The 18255-nt window shown below is 35.4% G+C and carries 16 protein-coding genes; 15 read left to right on the forward strand and 1 reads right to left on the reverse strand.

Going from position 1 to position 18255, the window contains the following annotated elements:
• Positions 1–137 precede the first annotated feature (137 nt).
• The 9 genes from ptsP (at position 138) to radA (ending at position 11783) form a co-directional block, all read left to right on the forward strand.
• Complete coding sequence (ptsP, locus tag TTHE_RS01950; RefSeq protein WP_013296938.1) at positions 138–1865, forward strand: phosphoenolpyruvate--protein phosphotransferase; 1728 nt, start codon at positions 138–140, stop codon at positions 1863–1865.
• A gap of 124 nt (positions 1866–1989) precedes the next feature.
• Entirely contained in the window at positions 1990–4026 is a 2037-nt protein-coding gene (gene fusA, locus TTHE_RS01955; protein ID WP_013296939.1) for an elongation factor G, read from the forward strand.
• Positions 4027–4237: 211 nt separating this feature from the next.
• Positions 4238–5455, forward strand: coding sequence for an NAD(P)-dependent malic enzyme (locus TTHE_RS01960; protein WP_013296940.1), 1218 nt, complete (start codon positions 4238–4240; stop codon positions 5453–5455).
• Positions 5456–5513: 58 nt separating this feature from the next.
• Complete coding sequence (locus TTHE_RS01965) at positions 5514–5723, forward strand: hypothetical protein (protein WP_013296941.1); 210 nt, start codon at positions 5514–5516, stop codon at positions 5721–5723.
• Between the two features lie 147 nt (positions 5724–5870).
• Positions 5871–6326 (forward strand): CtsR family transcriptional regulator, encoded by a 456-nt coding sequence (locus TTHE_RS01970; protein WP_013296942.1) that lies wholly within the window; start codon positions 5871–5873, stop codon positions 6324–6326.
• A 14-nt stretch (positions 6327–6340) separates the two neighbouring features.
• Positions 6341–6868, forward strand: coding sequence for a UvrB/UvrC motif-containing protein (locus tag TTHE_RS01975; RefSeq protein ID WP_013296943.1), 528 nt, complete (start codon positions 6341–6343; stop codon positions 6866–6868).
• Between the two features lie 9 nt (positions 6869–6877).
• On the forward strand, positions 6878–7885 hold the full coding sequence (locus TTHE_RS01980; RefSeq protein WP_013296944.1) for a protein arginine kinase: 1008 nt from the start codon (positions 6878–6880) through the stop codon (positions 7883–7885).
• Positions 7886–7906: 21 nt separating this feature from the next.
• A complete protein-coding gene (locus TTHE_RS01985) occupies positions 7907–10339 on the forward strand; it encodes an ATP-dependent Clp protease ATP-binding subunit (protein WP_013296945.1) in 2433 nt (810 codons plus the stop codon).
• Between the two features lie 97 nt (positions 10340–10436).
• Entirely contained in the window at positions 10437–11783 is a 1347-nt protein-coding gene (radA, locus tag TTHE_RS01990; protein ID WP_013296946.1) for a DNA repair protein RadA, read from the forward strand.
• A 24-nt stretch (positions 11784–11807) separates the two neighbouring features.
• On the opposite strand, the gene TTHE_RS01995 is transcribed toward radA, so the two are convergent.
• The gene (locus TTHE_RS01995) at positions 11808–12203 is read right to left on the reverse strand and encodes a hypothetical protein (protein WP_013296947.1); all 396 of its coding nucleotides are present in this window, start codon (positions 12201–12203) and stop codon (positions 11808–11810) included.
• Positions 12204–12459: 256 nt separating this feature from the next.
• On the opposite strand from TTHE_RS01995, the gene TTHE_RS02000 reads away from it, so the two are divergent.
• The 6 genes from TTHE_RS02000 to TTHE_RS02025 all read left to right on the forward strand — a co-directional run bounded on the left by TTHE_RS02000 (position 12460) and on the right by TTHE_RS02025 (position 18254).
• Positions 12460–13563, forward strand: coding sequence for a PIN/TRAM domain-containing protein (locus TTHE_RS02000; RefSeq protein WP_013296948.1), 1104 nt, complete (start codon positions 12460–12462; stop codon positions 13561–13563).
• 110 nt (positions 13564–13673) lie between these two features.
• Positions 13674–14360 carry a 2-C-methyl-D-erythritol 4-phosphate cytidylyltransferase gene (gene ispD, locus TTHE_RS02005; RefSeq protein WP_013296949.1) on the forward strand — a complete coding sequence of 229 codons (687 nt, stop codon included), beginning with the start codon at positions 13674–13676 and terminating at the stop codon, positions 14358–14360.
• A 55-nt stretch (positions 14361–14415) separates the two neighbouring features.
• Positions 14416–15684 carry an esterase/lipase family protein gene (locus TTHE_RS02010; RefSeq protein WP_013296950.1) on the forward strand — a complete coding sequence of 423 codons (1269 nt, stop codon included), beginning with the start codon at positions 14416–14418 and terminating at the stop codon, positions 15682–15684.
• Positions 15685–15696: 12 nt separating this feature from the next.
• Positions 15697–16179, forward strand: coding sequence for a 2-C-methyl-D-erythritol 2,4-cyclodiphosphate synthase (gene ispF, locus TTHE_RS02015; protein WP_013296951.1), 483 nt, complete (start codon positions 15697–15699; stop codon positions 16177–16179).
• Positions 16180–16227: 48 nt separating this feature from the next.
• A complete protein-coding gene (locus tag TTHE_RS02020; RefSeq protein WP_013296952.1) occupies positions 16228–17940 on the forward strand; it encodes a proline--tRNA ligase in 1713 nt (570 codons plus the stop codon).
• A gap of 74 nt (positions 17941–18014) precedes the next feature.
• The gene (locus TTHE_RS02025; RefSeq protein WP_013296953.1) at positions 18015–18254 is read left to right on the forward strand and encodes a hypothetical protein; all 240 of its coding nucleotides are present in this window, start codon (positions 18015–18017) and stop codon (positions 18252–18254) included.
• The last annotated feature ends 1 nt before the right edge of the window (position 18255 follow it).

Raw genomic sequence — 18255 nt, forward strand, 5'->3', positions numbered from 1 at the left:
TTTTAATAATTAACTATTTGCACTTGACATGCAATAATTAATATTAGCCTACTAAATGGCTATAATGTCAAATACACTTAAATTTATATTATGATTATGTTATAATATCTATTAAAGCTTGATGAGGAGGAAAAGACATGTTAAAAGGTGTTGCAGCATCACCGGGTATTGCAATGGGCAAAGTATTTCTATACACAAAAAAATTTGCTGAAATTAACACCCGAAATATCGATGCATCCATGGTAGAAGATGAGATTGCAAAATTTGAAAATGCAATTAAATTAACAAAAGAACAAATAGAGAAAATTAAAGAGAAGACAGAAAGGGAGTTTGGCAAAGATAAGGCTCAAATTTTTGAGGCACATTTGATGCTAGCAAATGACCCTGAGCTTTTTGACGCTGTCGTAAATATGATCAAAAATGAGCTTATAACAGCTGATAATGCGGTAAACCAAGTAATAGAGCAGCATGCTTCCATGATGGAATCTTTAGATGACAAGTACCTAAAAGAGCGAGCTGTTGATTTAAGAGATGTAGGAAGCAGGATAATAAATAATCTTCTGGGTATAGTAAATGTGAATTTATCGGAGCTGGATGAAGATGTGATAATAATTGCTAAAGATTTGACGCCATCAGATACTGCGACTATGAAAAAAGATAAAGTATTGGGGTTTGCTACGGATGTTGGCGGCAGGACATCACATACAGCGATTATGGCTCGTTCTTTAGAGATACCAGCAGTAGTTGGTACTGGAAATGTCACACAGAATGTAGCTGGCGGTGAGATTGCTATTGTCGATGGAAGCGAAGGCATAGTGATAATAAATCCAAGCGACGATATTCTTAAAGAATATGAAGATAAATTAAATAAATACAAAATTAGAATTGAAAAGTTAAAAGAACTTAAAGATTTGCCTGCCGTGACAACAGATGGAAAACAATCTATGCTAGTTGCAAATATCGGTACACCTAAAGATGTAGAGGGCGCTTTGAAAAATGGAGCGGAAGGTATAGGCTTATTTAGAACTGAATTTTTGTACATGAACAGAAATGATTTTCCAAGTGAAGAAGAACAGTTTGAAGCGTATAAATATGTAGCTGAGAAGATGAATGGAAAGCCTGTTACAATAAGGACTTTGGACATCGGTGGCGATAAGAAGTTACCATATTTAAATATGCCAGATGAAATGAATCCATTTCTTGGCTATAGGGCTATAAGGCTTTGCCTTGATGAAAAGGAGATGTTTAAGACTCAGCTTAGGGCTTTGCTTAGGGCTAGTGCGTATGGAAACATCTTAATTATGTATCCTATGATTTCTTCTGTTGTTGAAGTCAGAAAAGCAAATGCGATTTTGAATGAAGTAAAAGAAGAACTGGATACAAAAGGCATAAAATACGATAAAAATATAAAAGTTGGCATAATGGTTGAGATACCGTCTGCAGCCGTGACCGCTGATATATTAGCTAAAGAAGTTGACTTCTTTAGTATAGGCACAAACGATCTGTGCCAGTATACGCTTGCAGTTGATAGAATGAATGAAAGAATAAAGGACTACTATAAGCCGTTTAATCCTGCAATTCTCAGACTTATTAAAAATGTAATAGATGCATCCCACAAAGAAGGAATATTTACTGCTATGTGCGGTGAAATGGCTGGTGATCCACTTACAACAGTTATTCTTTTGGGACTGGGTCTTGATGAATTTTCAATGAGCGCAAGCTCTATACCAAATATAAAGAACATAATACGAAATGTATCTTACGAGAAAGCAAAAGAGTTTACAGAAATGGTTTTGAACATGTCGACACCTGACGAAATTGAAGATGCGTCAAGAAAAATTTTATACGATATAATTGGTGAATGATTGAAAACCTCTGGTAATATAATAATATACCAGAGGTTTTTTTTAAAAAATTTTTAAATATAAAAAGGAAATTTAAGATAAGTATAGAATTATAATATTAAAGCAATAAGATAGGGGGATATATATGAAAGATTATAAAACGCAACAAATAAGAAATGTTGGATTGGTTTCGCACGGTGGAGCTGGAAAGACGACGCTGACAGAAGCATTACTGTACAATGCAAAAGCCATAGATAGGATTGGGCGCGTAGAAGACGGAACAACAGTATCTGATTATGATCCTGAGGAAATTTCGAGACAATTTTCAATATCTACTTCTGTAATTCCGATTGAATGGAAAGATTACAAGTTAAATGTTCTTGACACACCAGGATATTTTGATTTTTTTGGTGAAGTTATAAGCGGTTTAAAAGCTGCCGATAGTGCTGTATTAGTTGTTTGTGCTGCATCAGGGGTTGAAGTTGGCACTGAAAAATCGTTTCACATACTAGAAGAGGAAAATCTCCCCACAGTAATATTTATAAATAAGATGGATAGAGAAAATGCTGATTATTATAAGACATTAAACCAGTTAAGAGATAAATTTGGAAACAAAGTTGTACCGATGACACTGCCAATTGGAAGTGAACACAGTTTCACTGGTTATGTAGACCTTATCACAAATAAAGCATACGTTTACAATCAAAAAGGAATTGAAGAGGCTGATGTGCCTAAAGATATGGAAGAAAATGCACAAAAATTCAGGGAGGAACTTATAGAGGATATTGCAGAGAATGATGAGGCACTGTTGGAAAAGTTTTTTGCGGGAGAAGAACTTTCAAAGGATGAACTTCTTCATGGGTTAAAGGAAGGAGTAAAAAGCAGGGATATTTTTCCTGTCATCTGTGGTTCAAGCTTAAAAAATATAGGTATAGATGTATTATTAAATATAATGACAGATGTTTTACCATCACCTGATGAGGTCAATAAATTTGGTGCTGTATCTGATGTAAATAAGCCGTATTCAGCATTTGTATTTAAGACGATAGCAGATCCATTTGTTGGAAAGCTGTCAATCTTTAGAGTCATATCTGGCTTTATTACATCTGATTCAACTGTATTTAATGGCACAAAGAAAGCAAATGAAAAAATTGGTCAGCTTTATATACTGAGAGGGAAGAAACAGATGCCTGTTTCAAAGCTTGTTGCTGGCGATATTGGAGCATGTGCAAAATTACAATTTACCATGACAGGTGATACCCTATGCGATCCGGCAAATCAGGTAGAGTTTGGCCCGATTTCGTTTCCTGAACCAACTTTAGCATTGGCGATCGAGCCAAAAGCGAAAGGTGATGAAGATAAGATTAGCAGCGGATTGCAAAGGCTTCAGGAAGAAGATCAGACATTTAAAGTCGAGAAGAATGTGGAAACAGGACAGGTTATAGTTTATGGCATGGGTGAACAGCATATAGAAGTACTATCTAAAAAATTGCAAAGCAAATTTGGCGTAGAATGTGTTCTTACAGAGCCCATAATACCATATAGGGAAACAATCAAGGGCAAATCGAAGGTGGAAGGCAAGCATAAAAAACAAACTGGCGGGCATGGACAGTATGGTCATGTCTGGATAGAATTTGAACCCTACAAAGAGGGAGAATTTAAATTTGAAGATAAGATATTCGGTGGTGCTGTTCCAAAGCAGTATATTCCTGCAGTTGAAAAAGGGCTTAGAGAATGTATAAAAGAAGGTGTACTGGCTAGGTATCCCGTTGTAAATATAAAGGCTACTCTTTTGGATGGCTCTTATCATCCAGTAGATTCATCTGAGATGGCGTTTAAGGTGGCTGCATCCATAGCGTTTAAAAAAGGAATGGAGGAGGCAAATCCAGTCTTGCTGGAGCCCATAATGCATGTTGAGGTAACAGTTCCTGAGGAGTATATGGGAGATGTCATTGGAGATTTAAATAAAAGAAGAGGCCGTATACTGGGAATGGAGTCTGAAGGAGAGATGGAAGTAGTGACAGCGGAAGTGCCTCAGGCTGAAATGGCTAAGTATGCTACCGATTTGAGGTCATTAACGCATGCAAGAGGAGAATTCAAGATGTCCTTCGCTCGTTATGAGGAGGCTCCATCTGTTGTTGCTGAAAAAGTAATAGAAGCGAGAAAAAAAGTTCAGGTGTAAATGTATAGGGCTTAAAGTATGTAGCTTTAAGCCCTATTTTTAACGATTGATATATTTAAGCAGAAAATACATAAAAAAACAAGACATTAAATTGCGAATTTTGGAGTATTTACAGTATATTTTATCTATTTACCAGTCTAAAGTGATAGATATTAGGATGATTATGATATATAATATTCTTAATATACTGTATACTTTAAGGAGGGTAATAATGGATTTAAGAGAAGAAGCGCTGAAATTACATAAGGATAACCAAGGGAAGATAAGCATTTTAAGTAAAGTGCCAGTCAATGATTCAAAAGATTTGTCGCTGGCGTATACGCCTGGTGTTGCCGAGCCGTGTAAAGAGATACATAAAAACCCTGACATGATATACGACTACACAAACAAAGGAAATTTTGTAGCAGTTGTTACAGACGGTTCTGCTGTATTAGGATTGGGGGATATAGGGGCAATGGCAGGAATGCCTGTCATGGAAGGAAAAGCTGTCTTATTCAAAGAATTTGGCGGAATTGATGCATTTCCAATATGCATTGGGACAAAAGATGTGGATAAAATCGTTGAAACGGTTATAAACATATCGCCAACTTTTGGTGGAATAAATCTTGAAGATATATCGGCACCTAGGTGTTTTGAAATCGAGGAAAGGTTAAAAAAAGCTCTTAAAATTCCTGTATTTCATGATGACCAGCACGGGACGGCTGTAGTTGTATTTGCCGGATTAATTAATGCCTTAAAGATTGTAAACAAAAATCTTAAAAGTATAAAAGCGGTGATAAACGGTGCGGGTGCGGCAGGGATAGCTATTGCAAAACTGCTTATAAGTGCTGGAATCGGCGATGTCATTTTGTGTGACAGAAAAGGCATCATATACGAAGAAAGACAAGATACGGACTCATCAAAAATATCAATAGCTAAAATTACGAATAAGGATAAATTAAAAGGTACATTGAAAGATGCTCTTATTGGTGCTGATGTATTTATAGGAGTATCCGCTCCTAACATTGTAACAAAAGACATGGTAAAGGCAATGAATAGCGATGCAATTGTATTTGCACTGGCAAATCCGGTACCCGAGATATATCCGGATGTGGCTAAAGAAGGTGGTGCAAGAGTGATTGGAACAGGAAGGTCTGATTTTCCTAACCAGATAAATAATGTTCTGGCTTTTCCTGGTATATTTAGAGGTGCACTTGAAGTAAGGGCAACGGAAATCAATGAGGAAATGAAGATTCAAGCTGCATATGCTATTGCAAGCTTGGTCTCTGATGAAGAATTAAAAGAAGATTATATAATACCAAAGGCATTTGACAAAAGAGTAGCTAAGACGGTAGCCGCAAATGTCGCTAAGGCAGCGATGGACACTAAAGTTGCTAATTTAAATGTAGATTTAGTTGAATTAGAGAAAAAATTAAATAAAATTTTATAGTATGAATTAGCCTCCTTTGCTAAAAATATAGTATAAAATCTATTAAAGGAGGTTTTTTATGTATTTAAATAGCAGACTTTCTAAGACATACAATTATCATGATTATGAATATTTTAATATGAATACTGATATTAATAAAATATTTAGAATATATTCGAAATTAAAGATGACTGAAAAAAACGATGAATATATAGATATTTATAATGATTTTTACTGTAATTATGATACGTGTATAGGTGAAAATAAAAGCAGTGACGAGGAAAAATAAATAAATAAAAGTTAATATAAATTAAACAGCGTTTAATCAAGATAATTATGGTAAAATAGCTTAAAATTACTGTTGACGTATCATAAAAAAGGAATAAAATAGTAAGTGAAAGTCAAAGAAAGTCAAAGTAAGAAAAGTGGTGATGGGATGGCAAGGTTAAGCGATTTGATTGAAGATTTTATAAAAAGCTTGATTGAAGAAGCTGATGAAGAATATGTAGAAATTAAAAGGAATGAACTTGCTAACATCTTTAACTGCGCACCATCACAAATAAATTACGTATTAGAAACAAGGTTTAATCTATCTAATGGATACATCATTGAAAGTAGACGTGGTGGTGGAGGATATATAAAAATAATTAAAAAGCCAGTTTCAAAGGATTGGGTATCAAAACTTATTTCAGATATAGGTGACAACATTACGGAAAGCAAAAGCAGGCTTTATATTGATGCTTTATTGGAACATAATTTGATAACTGAAAGGGAGGCAGCATTGATGAAATCTGTATTGAATGAAAAGATACTGCCTGTATCACAATATGAAAAGCCAATATTGCGAGCAATACTTTTAAAAGTTATGCTTGCTGAGCTTTCAAATAATTGAAAGGAGTGGTTAAAATGTTGTGTGATAAATGTAAAGAAAGACCAGCTACAGTTCATTATACGCAAATAATTAATGGTGTAAAGACGGAGATGAATCTATGTGAACAATGTGCCCAGGAAGAGGGTTTATTAAACAGCGAAACTTTCTCTCCATTTGTAAATTTTGCACCATTTTCTGTGCAGGACTTGCTGGCTGGACTTATGAATTTTCTGCCTAATACAGGAAGTACTTACGTGGAAGAACAGCTTAAGTGTGATAATTGCGGTATGACATATGATAGATTTAGGGAAACAGGAAGGCTTGGATGCAGCAGATGCTATGATTCATTTGCAGATGAATTGAATCCACTTATAAGGAGAATTCATGGAAGTATTGGACATAGAGGGAAGATTCCAAGAAAAACAGGTGGCGTTTTAAGGGCAAAGAGGGAAATAGAGGAGTTGAAAGCAAAGCTTGAAAAAGCAGTAAAAGAGGAAGCCTTTGAAGAGGCAGCCAAATTAAGGGATAAAATCAGAGAACTTGAGAAAAAGTACGGAAAGTAGGTGGCAGAAATGTTTGATCACGATAATGATGTTGTGATATCCAGCAGAATCAGACTTGCTAGGAATTTAAGTGACATTCCTTTTCCGTCCGTTATGACGGAGAGTGAAGCAGACAAAGTGAAGGAATTGGTGAAAAAGGCCATATTTGACAGCAAGACAATCCTTTCAACACAGTTTTCTGAATACGACATGAAAAAAATAACTCCTTTAGAGAGGCAGTCTCTTGTCGAAAGACACTTGATAAGTCCCGATCTTGCTCAGAATACAAAAAATGGCAGTGCCCTTATTAAAAATGATGGTACTATCAGTATAATGATTAATGAGGAAGACCATCTGAGGATACAGACGATTTTTAACGGTCTTAATTTGAAAGAAGCTTGGGATCTGGCTGATAAGATAGATGATTTGATAGAAGAAAACTTAAGTTATGCTTTTAATGAAAAATTAGGTTATCTTACAGCATGCCCTACGAATGTTGGAACTGGTATAAGAGCATCTGTAATGGTGCACCTTCCGGCTCTTACAATAACAGGCCAAATAGGAAATATACTTAACTCTGTGTCGAAAATCGGCATAGCTGTAAGAGGAATGTACGGAGAGGGCACTCAGTCATTAGGTGATATTTATCAGATATCTAATCAGGTTACTTTAGGTCAGAGTGAAATTGAGATAATTGAAAATTTGGAAGGAATTGTAAAACAGATTATAAACAATGAAAGAAAAGCTAGAGAAGATCTGTATAAGAGAAGAAAAGTACAAATTGAAGACAGGATAGGAAGAGCGTATGGACTTCTGACAAATGCAAAAGTCATGTCGACGCAGGAATTTATGAGGCTTATTTCAGATGTAAGGTTAGGTGCTGTTTTAAACATTATAAACATAGACATTCAAAAAATAGATGAAATAACAACACATATTCAGCCAGGAAATTTACAAAAAATAATAGGGAAGCAGTTGGAACCATATGAGAGAGATGTAAAGAGAGCTGAATATGTATCAAAATTAATCAGAAGTTAATATAACAGGAGGTGCATTGTAATGGCAATGTTTGGAAGATTTTCAGAGAAGGCACAGAAAGTGCTTTATCAGGCACAAGAGGAGGCACGTTCTCTCTATCACAATTATGTGGGAACAGAGCACATTCTTTTAGGTCTTATTAAAGAAGAAGATGGAATAGCATCGAGAGTTCTTAAAAATCTCGGTGTAACGTATGATGATATAAGGGCAAAGGTAGAGACTTTGATTGGAATGGGCAATGTACCAGGAGATGTTGTGGGATATACTCCTAGAGCAAAGAGGGTTTTAGAGCTTAGTTTTGCTGAGGCCAGGAGATTTAATACGAATTATATTGGTACAGAGCACATTTTATTAGGGTTAATAAGAGAAGGCGAAGGTGTAGCAGTAAGGATATTGATGGAGTTAGGTGTGGATTTTAACAGAGTTAGAGAAGAGATAGTAAAGATGGTCAGTGAAGAACCTTCTGGTGCCGCAAATAAGGCACAAAGGGCTAAAAATACTAATACACCTAATTTAAACCAGTTTGGAAGGGATCTAACGGATCTCGCTAGAGAAGGGAAGTTGGATCCAGTTATAGGGCGTGAAAAAGAAATAGAAAGAGTAATACAGATATTAAGCAGAAGAACTAAAAATAACCCATGTCTTATAGGAGAGCCTGGAGTTGGAAAAACAGCAATTGCTGAAGGATTGGCGGAAGCAATTGAAAGCGGTACAATACCAGAAATCCTTAAAGGTAAACGTGTTGTAACTTTGGATATGGCTTCAATGGTTGCAGGCACAAAATATAGAGGAGAATTTGAGGATAGGCTAAAAAATGTTTTAAATGAAGTCATAAAGGCAGGAAATGTCATACTGTTCATAGATGAGTTACACACAATAATAGGAGCTGGTGCTGCTGAGGGCGCAATAGATGCATCCAATATTTTAAAACCTGCCCTTGCAAGAGGAGAAATACAAGTAATAGGTGCGACGACTATAGATGAGTATCGGAAATACATTGAGAAAGACCCAGCGCTCGAAAGAAGATTTCAACCTATAATGGTTGAAGAGCCGTCTGTAGAAGAAACGATTGAAATATTAAAAGGGCTTAGAGATAAATATGAGGCACACCACAGAGTAAAAATTACGGATGAAGCTATTGAGGCTGCTGCAAAACTTTCACACAGGTATATAACAGATAGATATCTGCCTGACAAGGCTATAGATCTTATAGATGAAGCTGCATCAAGGGTAAGATTAAAAACAGTTACAGCTCCACCAGAGATAAAAGAGTTAGAAGAAAAATTAAATATGTTGAATAAGGATAAAGAAGAGGCAATTAGAACGCAAGAGTACGAAAAGGCTGCTAAAATAAGGGATGAAGAGCAAAAGATAAAAGAACAGTTGGAGAATTTAAAATCAAAGTGGCAGCAGAATTCATTGGTAAAAGATAAAAGCGTCGGTGCTGAGGAGATTTCTCAGATTGTATCACTGTGGACTGGAATTCCAACACAAAAATTGGCTCAAGAAGAGTCAGAGAGGCTTCTGCATTTAGAGGAGATCCTACACAAACGTGTAATAGGACAGGATGAAGCAGTTGACGCTGTAGCAAGAGCAATAAGGAGGGCAAGAGTTGGATTAAAAGATCCTAGAAGACCTATCGGATCGTTCATATTCTTGGGACCAACTGGTGTTGGCAAGACAGAGCTTAGCAAAGCATTAGCCGAAGCCATGTTTGGCGATGAGTCAGCAATAGTTAGAATAGATATGTCAGAATATATGGAAAAATTCTCTGTTTCAAGGCTTATTGGCTCACCTCCTGGATATGTAGGATATGAAGAAGGCGGAGAACTTACAGAGAAAATAAGAAGGAAACCATATTCTGTGATTCTCTTTGATGAGATTGAAAAGGCGCATCCTGATGTCTTCAATATACTTCTGCAGATTTTAGACGATGGAAGGCTAACGGATTCAAAAGGCAGGACAGTAGACTTTAAGAATACGCTTATAATAATGACTTCTAATGTTGGTGCACAGCTTATAAAGAAGCAGACAACTTTAGGATTTATGCCTGAAGGCGAAGAAAATAAGGCATCATACGAAAAGATGAAAGAAAACATCTTAGATGAGCTCAAAAAGTCATTTAGGCCTGAGTTTCTAAACAGGATAGATGATATTATCGTATTCCGTCAATTGACACAGGACGACATAAGAAAAATTACTGATTTGATGATAGCTGATTTAAATAAGAGACTGAAGGACAATAATATTAGCCTTGAATTTACAGATGATGCTAAAGAGGAGCTTTTAAAAGAAGGCTATGATGTAACGTATGGTGCAAGACCTTTAAGAAGGGCTATACAAAAAGTTGTTGAAAGTGAGCTTTCAGAATTGATGTTGAAAGGTGAAGTAAAATCCGGTGATAAAATTTTAGTGAAGCTGAAAGACGGAAAATTTGATTTTACTAAAGTGTAAATTGATTTTGGGGATGCCCTCGTCAGCGAGGGTGCCCTATTTTTATTGCTTTCTATGTTATAATAAATATAGATTAAATTGGAAAGTCGGTGGCAAAGTGAAGAAGGAAAAGACTAAGTTTGTATGTCAGCAATGTGGGTTTGAAAGTGCAAAATGGATGGGCAGATGCCCTAACTGCGATGAATGGAATTCGTTTGTAGAAGAGGTTGAGAAAGAAGATGATAAAAAGTCGCAGCAGGGGTTATTAACATCAAAAGTGGAGCTTTTGAAAGATGTAGAAGCAAAAGATGAAGACCGCATAAAGACAGGTATTGGCGAATTTGACAGGGTGCTGGGTGGCGGTATAGTGCAGGGTTCATTAGTCTTAATAGGTGGTGAACCTGGGATTGGTAAGTCCACAATGCTTTTACAGGTTTCGGATATTATGTCTAACTTCACAAAAGTTCTTTATGTGTCGGGTGAGGAATCATCAAGGCAGATAAAGCTAAGAGCTGACAGAATTATAGGAGGAAAACAGGATATATATTTTTTGGCTGAGACAAACATAAATAATGTTGAAAAGCATATAGAAAAAATATCACCGGGTTTTATGATAATTGATTCTATACAAACTATGTATGCGGAAGAAAGCACAACTATACCAGGAAGCGTATCTCAGGTAAGGCAAGTTACTCAGCACCTTATGAGGCTTGCAAAGCAAAATGGAATAACCACATTCATAATAGGACATGTTACAAAAGAAGGTTCTATAGCAGGTCCAAGAGTATTAGAGCATATGGTAGATACCGTATTGTACTTTGAAGGTGATAGAACACAATCGTTTAGAATATTGAGAGCATATAAGAATAGATTTGGCTCTACAAATGAAATAGGTGTATTCGAAATGGAGTCTCAAGGCCTAAAAGAAGTGAAAAACCCATCTGAGGTGCTTCTTTCTAACAGAGATTTAAATGCGCCAGGTTTAGCTGTGATAAGCTCAATGGAAGGTACAAGGCCGATTCTTCTAGAAGTTCAATCGCTTATATGCCACACTAATTTCGGATTGCCCAGAAGAATGTCTACAGGGATAGATTACAACAAATTTGTCCTTCTGCTGGCTGTTGTAGAGAAAAAGTGTGGAATCAATCTTTCGCAATCAGATGTATATTTAAATATTGCAGGAGGATTAAAGGTTCAGGAACCTGCAGCAGATTTAGGAATTGTATCAGCAGTAATGTCAGGCTATTTAAATGTGCCAATTTCTAATGATATCTGCTTTTCCGGTGAAGTAGGTTTAACAGGCGAGGTTAGAGCAGTAAGCAATTTAGAAAGAAGAATCAGTGAGGCAAAAAAGATGGGATTCAAAACGATATTCGTTCCATACATGAAAATGGAGAAAACCGAAGGGATAAATGTAATAAGAATTAAAAACATTATTGAATTGATGGACATCTTTAAAAATTAAAAAAGTGGGTTTTACCCACTAAAATTACAGCATATTAAAAACTCCCAGCGTATTTAGCTCTTTATCTTTTTTAAGCAGAATATCGTAGAAATTTAAACCAAGTGTATTACAAAGCGCAATTGTATAAAATATGTTGTTACCGATTTCTGTTTCTAAGACTTCTCTGCAGTTATCACACAGTTCTCCATCAACGTGTGTTTTAATATACTTATGTGCATCTTCGATAGTTGCATCTTCAGGTATTTCTTGCTTTTGAGCATTAATTTTTAAACATCCACACTCTGTTACTGATTTTGCTACCGCCCTGTTGACTCTGGCACTGCTTTCTTGAATTTTTGTTAAAATATCGAGAATGCTCTTGTGACGAATTAGGAATTCTTCTACTGTATTTTGTAGATCATCGACTATTATATCCTTCATGGTTATGCCCACTCCCGTTTTTTAAAATCTTAGATTAATTATATACTTGTAAATGTTGTGTTGTCAATATTTACACGAAATAACATTTATAACATGATGAAATTTTTTGTAAATTGACAATGTTTATCTATTAGTAGTATACTTTTATTGAAGAAGCGCTATACATGTAAAATTTGCTATGTATTTTTTTATAAAATTTCCCCATTGACTTATATTTAATGACATATTTGATAATAATAGAAGTGGAGGTGAATATATGCTTTATAAAATAGTAAGAGGGATTATTTCGCTAGTAGGTTTTGGACTTGGATTTGAAGCAATTTATTTATCGATTGCGGTTTTAAATCTTCAAAAGCTAATAAATTTGAGATTAACAGGCATTACATCAGTTGTAATATACACTGTTGGTGCTGTTATAGGTGGAATTATATTTTTCATTCTTTCTCCTAAACTTATTAAATGGGGAAAAGATTTTGAAACATGGCTTGAAATGGCACTTCAGAAATCACCTATATACGATATTTTAATAGGAGCTTTTGGGCTAATCGTTGGCTTAATTCTGGCAAATCTTATAAGTGCTCCAATTTATCAGCTACCGATTGTTGGTAAAGTCATTCCTATTATTATTAGCGTATTTTTTGGTTATCTTGGAATAAGTATATCATTGAAGAAAAAGGATGAATTTATGAATTTATTTGCGATAGTAAAAAAGATGGGTCAGCAAAAATCGCAAAAGGTAGAAATAAATGAAATTCCTAAAATTCTTGATACAAGTGTTATAATTGATGGTAGAATATTTGATATTTGTAAGACGGGATTTGTAGAAGGACCCCTTATAATCCCCAATTTTGTTCTTGAGGAATTAAGGCACATAGCAGACTCATCCGATTCCTTAAAGAGAAACAGAGGAAGGAGAGGGCTTGATGTCCTAAATAAAATACAAAAAGAACTTGATATGAAGGTCCAGATCATAGATAAAGATGTTGATGCATCTGAAGTGGATACCAAGCTTTTGAGGCTTGCCAAGATGATGAATGGAAAAGTCATAACAAATGACTATAATCTCAATAAAGTAGCGGAGTTTCAAGGTGTTCCAGTGCTTAATATAAATGAGCTGTCAAATGCCGTTAAACCTGTTGTACTACCTGGAGAAGAAATGGTTGTACAGGTAATAAAGGATGGAAAAGAGTCAGGGCAGGGGATAGCATATCTTGATGACGGTACGATGATAGTAGTAGATGGTGGAAAAAAGCACATAGGCGATACTTTAGATGTATTGGTTACAAGTGTGTTACAGACTGCTGCTGGTAGAATGATATTTGCAAAACCGAAGCAATCAGACCAGGAAAAAGCTATGTAGTTTTATCAGGCATTTTCTCTATTAGAGAATGCCTTTTTTATTTTGTTAATAGCGGAAAGACACTGATTGTGATATAATTTTACCAGTATATTTTATTTAGAGGGTGCATTATGTTTATTAGTGTGATAATAGTTGCTGCTGGTAAAGGCAAAAGAATGGGAACAAAATTAAATAAAGTTTTTTTAAATTTGAATGGAAAACCAGTTCTCTATTACACTATAAAGGCTTTTGAAAATGTTGATGAAATTGATGAGATTGTTTTAGTGGTGTCTGAACCGGATTTGGAATTTTGCAAAAGTGAAATAGTTAATAAATATAATTTTAAAAAAGTTAAGCATATAGTTGTGGGAGGGTCTGAGAGACAAGAATCTGTCTTCATGGGTCTAAAATCGGTAGATAATCGGTGCAATATAGTATTGATACATGATGGCGCTAGGCCCTTTATTGACAGGGTGACATTGCAAAAAGGCATAGAAGAAGCTAAAAGTTACTGTGCTGTAGGCATTGCAGTTCCTGTAAAAGATACAATAAAAGTTGTTGATAATGATAATTTTGTCATTGACACGCCTGACAGGAACCGCCTTATGGCAATTCAGACGCCTCAGATTTTTGACTACAAACTTATATACAAAGCACATTTAAAGGCAATAGAAGATGGATTTTTAGGTACTGATGATACCGTTCTTGTTGAAAGGCTTGGATACAAAGTCAAGCTTGTGGAAGGGAGTTACAGGAATATCAAGATAACTACACCAGAAGATCTAATAATATCAGAGGCTTTCTTGAAGACCATATAATATATCAATAACATTATGCTTTAAAACTCATATAATTATTATAGGAGTATTGTAGTTGAGATTATATGAGGTGATTATAATGAGAAGGCCTCTTGTATTTGTACACGGAATTTTTGGTTCAATATATGTTCCCACACTTGTTGGGAAAGCATGGGGATTTGGACCTGCAGGTTATATATACGATTCGTTTATTAACAATCTTAAAACGTTAGGATATACAGAAGGGAAAAACCTGTTTATATGTTATTATGAGTGGTGGAAAGATATACCTGAATGTGTAAATACGCTTATGTCCAAGATTAATGAGGCAAAAATAAAAAACAATTGTGATAAAGTTGATGTTGCATGCCACAGCATGGGTGGTTTATTATTGCGAAGTTATGTTCAAGGAGATTTTTACAGAAATGATGTAGACAAAATCATATTTTTGTCATCGCCTCATTATGGTGCTGCTAATGCATATTATGCATGGGAAGGTGGAGCAGTCCCACCTGATAATGACGAAGATTTTTTAAATATACTTTTAAGAGGTTTTATATGGGCAATAGGCAAAATAAAAGGTGAAAAAGATGAGCTTATGATAATTAGAAAATACATTCCATCCATAAAATGCCTCTTACCAACTCATGAGTATGGAAACTATGTTTTTAAATATCCAATTAAAAACAATAAAATATTATTTAAAAATATACTTTATATGAAGGAGCAGAATGATTTTTTAAATGAATTAAATTATTCTATTGATAGATTGTATGAAAGAGCGAATGAGATATATGTATTTTCAGGCAATGGAATATACACAAATAAATTTATTCAAGTGACAGAAAGCGATGACGATATTGTATGGCCGGATGGGCGGGCTGTAGGCGTTGTAAGAGATGACAAAGGAGATGGAACTGTATTAATTAAAAGTGCTTTGGGTGTAAATGGAAACCAGCATGTTCTGGATGCAGGACATGGAGGCATATTAAATGCGTCAATACCGGATCTTAAAGAAATATTTGGCGTAGAAGAGGCGCCTAAAGTTAGCCTGTTTGAAAAAATAACATCTTTTGTAAACATTTTGACTGATAGCAAAGTGATTGTATTGGACAGAGGTCAGAAGTTAAAAAAATACAACATTTTTGGAAAGGTGAATTGGTATATGTCTTTTAACGAAGAAGGAGAATATCATTTTTCATCGCCAGACTTTTCAATAAGGTCAATAATGATTCATACAAATAAAGGTTTTGCTGTTAAAACACTTAAGCCTTCTGGCAGGTATAGAAATAGTAGAATAGATCTTTTTGTTGATAAAAATGGCAATTTTGATATTAAAAGATAAAGGAGTGTTGCTATGAGGGTTGGAATTGGATACGATGTGCACAAACTGGAGGCAGGAAGGAAATTAATATTAGGTGGTGTTCAAATTCCATATGTGAAAGGGCTACTGGGTCATTCTGATGCGGATGTGCTAATACATGCGGTGATTGACGGAATTCTTGGTGCTGCAGGACTTGGAGATATAGGAACGCATTTTCCTGATTCAGAGTGGATTTATAAGGATATAGATAGCACTGTTCTTCTTAAAAAGACTATGGACTTGATTAAAGGCAAATTTTCTATAAATAATATAGATTGTATTGTTGTAGCTCAAGAGCCTAAGATATCTCCATATAAAGATGCCATAGCGAGAAACTTGTCGAAAGTGTTAAATATAGGAATTGACAGAGTTAACATTAAAGCCAAGACTGAAGAAGGGCTTGGATTTACAGGAAGAAAAGAAGGAATATCGGCTTATGCAATTGTAAGCCTTATTGAAAAATGTATTGACAGTTAAAATTAAATTAAACAAAATACAAACATGATAAATATTAGGAGGTAAACGATGAGACTATCACAATTACTTATACCAACATTAAGAGAAGTTCCGGCAGAAGCGGAGATACCAAGTCATACACTTATGTTAAAAGCTGCTATGATGAGAAAGCTTGCATCAGGCGTATATATCTATCTTCCTCTTGGAAAAAGAGTACTTAAGAAGATTGAAGAAATAGTAAGAGAAGAAATGGATAGAGCAGGTGCACAGGAAGTACTTATGCCTGCTATCATACCTGCGGAACTTTTAAAAGAATCTGGAAGATGGGATGTGTTTGGACCTGAGATGTTTAAGCTAAAAGACAGAAATGATAGAGAGTTTTGTTTGGGACCCACACATGAAGAAGTATTTACGGATCTTGTGAGAAATGAAGTGAAGTCATATAGACAGCTTCCGCTGACTATATATCAGATACAAACGAAGTACAGGGATGAGAGACGTCCTAGGTTTGGAGTCATGAGATCTCGTGAGTTTATTATGAAGGATGCGTACAGCTTTGATGTGGATTGGGATGGACTTGATGCTTCTTTTGACAAGATGTACGATGCTTACTGCAGAATATTTGATAGATGCGGATTGAAGTACACAGTTGTTGAAGCAGACTCAGGTGCGATGGGCGGAAAAGACTCGAAAGAGTTCATGGTAACTTCAAGCGTAGGTGAAGCTGTAATAGCGTACTGCGATAGCTGTGGATATGCTGCAAATGAGGAAAAAGCTGAATGTACTGTAGAGCATAAAAGCGATGAGGAAATAAAGCCATTAGAAAAGATTTATACGCCAGATGTAAGGACAATTGATGAGCTCGTATCATATTTAGACGTAAAATCAGATAAATTTGTTAAAACATTAATATATACGTATAAAGATAAAGTTGCAGCTGTGCTTTTAAGAGGAGATAGAGAAGTAAATACTGTGAAGTTAGCAAATTTACTTAAAGTAAATGAAAATGATATAGATTTTGCAGATGAAGAAACCGTAAGGAGTGTGACAGGCGCAAATGTAGGATTTGCTGGCCCTATTGGGCTTAAAGGAGATGTCCTTTTGATAGCTGATGCGGAGGTGCCTATGATGAAAAACATCATCGTAGGTGCAAATGAAACAGATTACCATCTGAAAAATACCAATTACGGGAGAGACTTTAAGGCAGATGTGGTGTCAGACATTAGAAAAGTCGTAGATGGTGATAAATGTCCTAGATGCGGGAATCCTTTAAAACTTGAGAGGGGTATTGAAGTAGGACACATATTTAAGTTAGGGACAAAATACTCTGATGCACTTGGTGCAAATTACATTGATGAGAATGGAAATGAAAAGCCTATGATAATGGGATGTTATGGCATTGGGTTAAATAGGATTGCTGCTGCCGCAATAGAACAAAATCACGATGATAAAGGTATTATTTGGCCTATGTCTATAGCTCCATATCATGCCATTGTTGTGCCAGTCAATGTCTCTAACGATGCACAAAGGAATTTGGCAGAAAAAATATACGATGAATTAAGCAAGGCTGGCATTGAGACGCTGATAGATGATAGGGATTTAAGGGCAGGAGTTAAGTTTAATGATGCTGATCTATTGGGAATACCTATAAGGATAACAGTAGGTAAAAAGGCTTCCGACAACATTGTTGAGTTAAAACTTAGAAGAGATGAAAATTCAATTGAATTAAATTATGATGAAGTGGTAAATAAGGTTAAAGAACTGATTATTAATAGTATATAGGAGCTAAATGCTCCTTTTTTATTCGCATAATATTTTGCGATTAATAAAAAAATAAAGTAGAAAGGAGTGGTTGCATGTCGATTTACATAATGGGCATTTCCGTTGATAAAAGGTCAGATTTTGCACCTAAAGTTCAAGAGGTGTTGACTAAACACGGTCAAAATATATTGGCGAGATTCGGAATACATGATGACAGCGATGATAACGGGCTTATAACATTGAATGTACGAGGGGATGAAAACTATATAAATGAATTTTCAAAGGAACTTACAAGTATTCCGTCTGTCAAAGTAAATCATATGACTGTTAAATGAT

Source organism: Thermoanaerobacterium thermosaccharolyticum DSM 571 (assembly GCF_000145615.1).
In the GTDB taxonomy this organism is placed as follows: Bacteria; Bacillota; Thermoanaerobacteria; order Thermoanaerobacterales; family Thermoanaerobacteraceae; genus Thermoanaerobacterium; species Thermoanaerobacterium thermosaccharolyticum.

Coding starts and splice junctions, on each gene's coding strand:
- ispD (WP_013296949.1), top strand. CDS start 13,674: ATGTTTATTAGTGTGATAATAGTTGCTGCTGGTAAAGGCAAAAGAATG.
- ispF (WP_013296951.1), top strand. CDS start 15,697: ATGAGGGTTGGAATTGGATACGATGTGCACAAACTGGAGGCAGGAAGG.
- fusA (WP_013296939.1), top strand. CDS start 1,990: ATGAAAGATTATAAAACGCAACAAATAAGAAATGTTGGATTGGTTTCG.
- TTHE_RS02025 (WP_013296953.1), top strand. CDS start 18,015: ATGTCGATTTACATAATGGGCATTTCCGTTGATAAAAGGTCAGATTTT.
- TTHE_RS01995 (WP_013296947.1), bottom strand. CDS start 12,203: ATGAAGGATATAATAGTCGATGATCTACAAAATACAGTAGAAGAATTC.
- TTHE_RS01960 (WP_013296940.1), top strand. CDS start 4,238: ATGGATTTAAGAGAAGAAGCGCTGAAATTACATAAGGATAACCAAGGG.
- ptsP (WP_013296938.1), top strand. CDS start 138: ATGTTAAAAGGTGTTGCAGCATCACCGGGTATTGCAATGGGCAAAGTA.
- TTHE_RS01965 (WP_013296941.1), top strand. CDS start 5,514: ATGTATTTAAATAGCAGACTTTCTAAGACATACAATTATCATGATTAT.
- TTHE_RS01970 (WP_013296942.1), top strand. CDS start 5,871: ATGGCAAGGTTAAGCGATTTGATTGAAGATTTTATAAAAAGCTTGATT.
- TTHE_RS01975 (WP_013296943.1), top strand. CDS start 6,341: ATGTTGTGTGATAAATGTAAAGAAAGACCAGCTACAGTTCATTATACG.
- TTHE_RS01980 (WP_013296944.1), top strand. CDS start 6,878: ATGTTTGATCACGATAATGATGTTGTGATATCCAGCAGAATCAGACTT.
- TTHE_RS02020 (WP_013296952.1), top strand. CDS start 16,228: ATGAGACTATCACAATTACTTATACCAACATTAAGAGAAGTTCCGGCA.
- TTHE_RS02000 (WP_013296948.1), top strand. CDS start 12,460: ATGCTTTATAAAATAGTAAGAGGGATTATTTCGCTAGTAGGTTTTGGA.
- TTHE_RS01985 (WP_013296945.1), top strand. CDS start 7,907: ATGGCAATGTTTGGAAGATTTTCAGAGAAGGCACAGAAAGTGCTTTAT.